The sequence below is a fragment of the Anaerococcus sp. NML200574 genome, from assembly GCF_026131665.1.
In the GTDB taxonomy this organism is placed as follows: domain Bacteria; phylum Bacillota; class Clostridia; order Tissierellales; family Peptoniphilaceae; genus Anaerococcus; species Anaerococcus kampingae.
The window spans coordinates 1-3,006 of record NZ_JAMXSM010000055.1 but is presented as its reverse complement, the minus strand read 5'-3'; the positions used below and the strand labels follow the sequence as shown (position 1 = coordinate 3,006).

At 27.2% G+C, this 3,006-nt stretch carries 4 protein-coding genes and 1 pseudogene; all 5 read left to right on the top strand.

The annotated features are described in order from the left end of the window. A partial coding sequence (locus tag NH286_RS10540) for an ABC transporter ATP-binding protein (RefSeq protein ID WP_265238759.1) occupies positions 1–639 on the top strand: 639 nt, incomplete at its 5' end. Next, complete coding sequence (locus NH286_RS10535; RefSeq protein ID WP_265238757.1) at positions 620–1,345, top strand: hypothetical protein; 726 nt, start codon at positions 620–622, stop codon at positions 1,343–1,345. The genes NH286_RS10540 and NH286_RS10535, both read left to right, overlap by 20 nt. Positions 1,346–1,353: 8 nt before the next feature. After that, a complete protein-coding gene (locus tag NH286_RS10530; protein ID WP_265238755.1) occupies positions 1,354–2,121 on the top strand; it encodes a hypothetical protein in 768 nt (255 codons plus the stop codon). Between the two features lie 11 nt (positions 2,122–2,132). Then, entirely contained in the window at positions 2,133–2,813 is a 681-nt protein-coding gene (locus NH286_RS10525) for a response regulator transcription factor (protein ID WP_265238753.1), read from the top strand. Then, positions 2,803–3,006, top strand: a pseudogene (locus NH286_RS10520) (sensor histidine kinase); the annotation flags it as partial. The gene NH286_RS10525 and the pseudogene NH286_RS10520, both read left to right, overlap by 11 nt.

The window sequence follows — 3,006 nt, the reverse complement described above, 5'->3', positions numbered from 1 at the left end:
TTTCTTGGAGCAAATGGAGAGGGGAAAACAACTACTATTAGAATGATTACATCATTAATTAGGTCTGATTCTGGAGAAATTTTAATAAATGAAAAATCTGTAATAAAAAATAGAGATCAAGCAATTAAAAACATAGGTGCTATGGTAGAAGCTCCTAAGTTTTATGAAAATCTATCTGGATATGAAAATTTAAAATTAATGGCAAAACTAATTGATGGTACAAGTGATAAAGATATTGATAAATTACTTGAATTAGTAGGTTTAAAAGATAGAGGCAAAGATAAATTTGCCTCATACTCCATGGGTATGAAACAAAGACTTGGCATTGCTAATGCCTTATTAGGCAATCCAGATTTAATAATTTTAGATGAACCTACAAATGGACTAGATCCGTATGGAATGAGAGATATAAATGAACTTATAGTATCTTTGGCAAAAACTTCTAATAAAACGTTTATAATATCATCTCATCTTCTCCATGAAATGGAAGGTATTTGCAATAGAGTCGGAATTTTACATGACGGGAAATTATGTATAGAAGGTGATGTAAAAAAATTAGTTTCAGGAAATAATGTATCTAATCTTGAAGAACTGTTCTTTGATAAAGTAGGTGGGAAAAATGAAAGCATTAATTATTAATGAATTAGAGAAAATTATTAAATCAAAGATAGGATATGTATTTTTATTGTCAGCTGGACTTTTGATTTGGATGAATATTACCATGTATGATCCAAAAGAAGGCGTTTGGAATATTGATAGTTTCTATACTTTTCCTGCAAGCCTTTTAGATATTTATATGCAAATATTAATATTTTTTATACCAATTTTAGCAAATGCCTTAGTAACTAAGGACCTAATAGCAGGCACAATGAAATTGAGCATATTGAAAGAACCGTCAAGAATTAAAAATTTAGTCAGCAAACAAATTGCCTTTATAATATTTTGTATAATGGCAACTACAATTTTTGTTCTTTTGTGCTATTTATTTGGAATCCTATATTTTAAAAATATGAGTGATTTATCTTTAATAAGACCAGGATTTACAAAAGCTAGTGATTTAATCTATACATTCTTAACTTATGGGAAGATTCTTTTTCCAACAATTACCTACGGATTATTAAGTATGTCAATAGGATTATTTATAGAAAATGTAAGTCTAGCAAATATCATTTCTATTGTTGGTCTTATATTTTTCTTTAATACAAGTATGGGAGAAAAATTTACAATGATAAAAAATGTGTCTGCTAATGAAATTAGTATTCTAATAATAGCAAGCGGGATATTATTAGCTTTATTTTTAATAATAAGCAATATTTATTTAGAAAAGAAAGATATTTTATACTAGGGTGAGATATGAAAAAGTTTATAGATTTTGAGTTATACAAACAAAGGAAAAATAAATTTTATTATCTATTTTTTCTAATAATTTTAATTTCTCATATAGTTAAAGCAAATCAATTTATTCATACGGATATGAATTGGATGTCATTGCCCTTAGTTTCAGTTCCAGATACAGTTTTGTTTTTGGTCTTATTTGTGATTTATATATCCTCAGACTTAACAGCTATAGAGTATGAAAAAGGTCTTATCAAATTACCAATAATGGTAAATGGAGATCGAAAAAAATTTATAAAAGCAAAAATATTAACTATAATCATGTGGCTAATAGCCTTAGTGATTTTTGATATAATTTCATCTTTTTTGGTTGGAAAAATAATGCTTAATGATGGAACAGTTTTGATTTCTGATGGGCAAGCTATTTTGCTTGGAGGAGTAAAGTTAGAGGGAATAAGAGCCTTTGTTAGTGTATTTTTTAGTGAAATTTCTATTATTTTGCCACTAATATGTTTAGCTATGATTATTGTGTATGGTGGTCTTGTTTTAAAAAATGCTTCAAGTGTTATGGGAATGGGATTTTTATATTATATTCTAAGCTTAATAGGTCCTGAAAAATTAAAATATTTATTTTTAGTAAGACATGTTTATAAAATACCATCTCTATTAATCAAAGGGGAATTTGGTATTGAACTTAGCTTGTATATTTCAATATCTTTAATAGGTATATTAATCTTATATTTTGTCAATATTTCCTATTTTAAAAGGGTAGAAATATTAAAATAGGAGAGGATAGGATGAGTAGAATTTTAATCGTAGAAGATGAACTTGACTTAGCAAGTATAATAAAAGATTATCTAGAAAGAGAGCTATATGAGGTAGAAATTTGTACAGAAGGTGATAAGGCAATAGAAATTTTTGATGAATTTAAGCCGTCCTTAGTAATATTAGATTTAATGCTTCCAGGTATGAATGGTTATGAAATCTGCAAAAATATAAGAATAAAATCTACAATACCGATTTTGATTCTGTCAGCAAAAATTGATGAATTTGATAAGGTAAAGGGACTTAATCTTGGAGCAGATGATTATATTACCAAACCCTTTAGACCAAGAGAATTACTTGCAAGAGTTAATGCTCAACTAAGAAGAAGCCAAGTTTTCAATAAGGAAAATCTTGAAATAATAGACATAGAAAATATCAGAATATATACTAAAGAATATAAGGTAGAAAAAAATGGTAGGGATCTTGACTTAAGTAGAAATGAATTTGAACTTTTGGTATTTTTATCTAAAAATCCAAAACAAGTTTTTAGTCGAGAACAACTATATGAGAGAATCTGGGGCTTCGATAGTTATGGAGATTTAAATACTGTAACCGTTACTATAAACAGACTCCGCCAAAAAATCGAAGATAATCCAAAGAATCCAAAGTATATATTAACAGTTTGGGGAGTAGGTTATAAATTTGAAATCTAAATCACTTAAAAAAAACTTAATAGTATTTGTCATATCAATCATTCTAATACCAATTTTATTTTTGTTGGTCTTAGGAATACCAGAAAAAGAACCTAAAAGTCTTTTGTTATCTTTAACATCAATTTCTATATTAATAGCTATAGTAATTGTCATTATATCGACTATATTTTTAGCTTACGTCGATAAGATTATT

Excerpts from the sequence above, each read along its gene's own strand:
- NH286_RS10535 (WP_265238757.1), top strand. The coding sequence starts at position 620 with ATGAAAGCATTAATTATTAATGAATTAGAGAAAATTATTAAATCAAAG.
- NH286_RS10530 (WP_265238755.1), top strand. The coding sequence starts at position 1,354 with ATGAAAAAGTTTATAGATTTTGAGTTATACAAACAAAGGAAAAATAAA.
- NH286_RS10525 (WP_265238753.1), top strand. The coding sequence starts at position 2,133 with ATGAGTAGAATTTTAATCGTAGAAGATGAACTTGACTTAGCAAGTATA.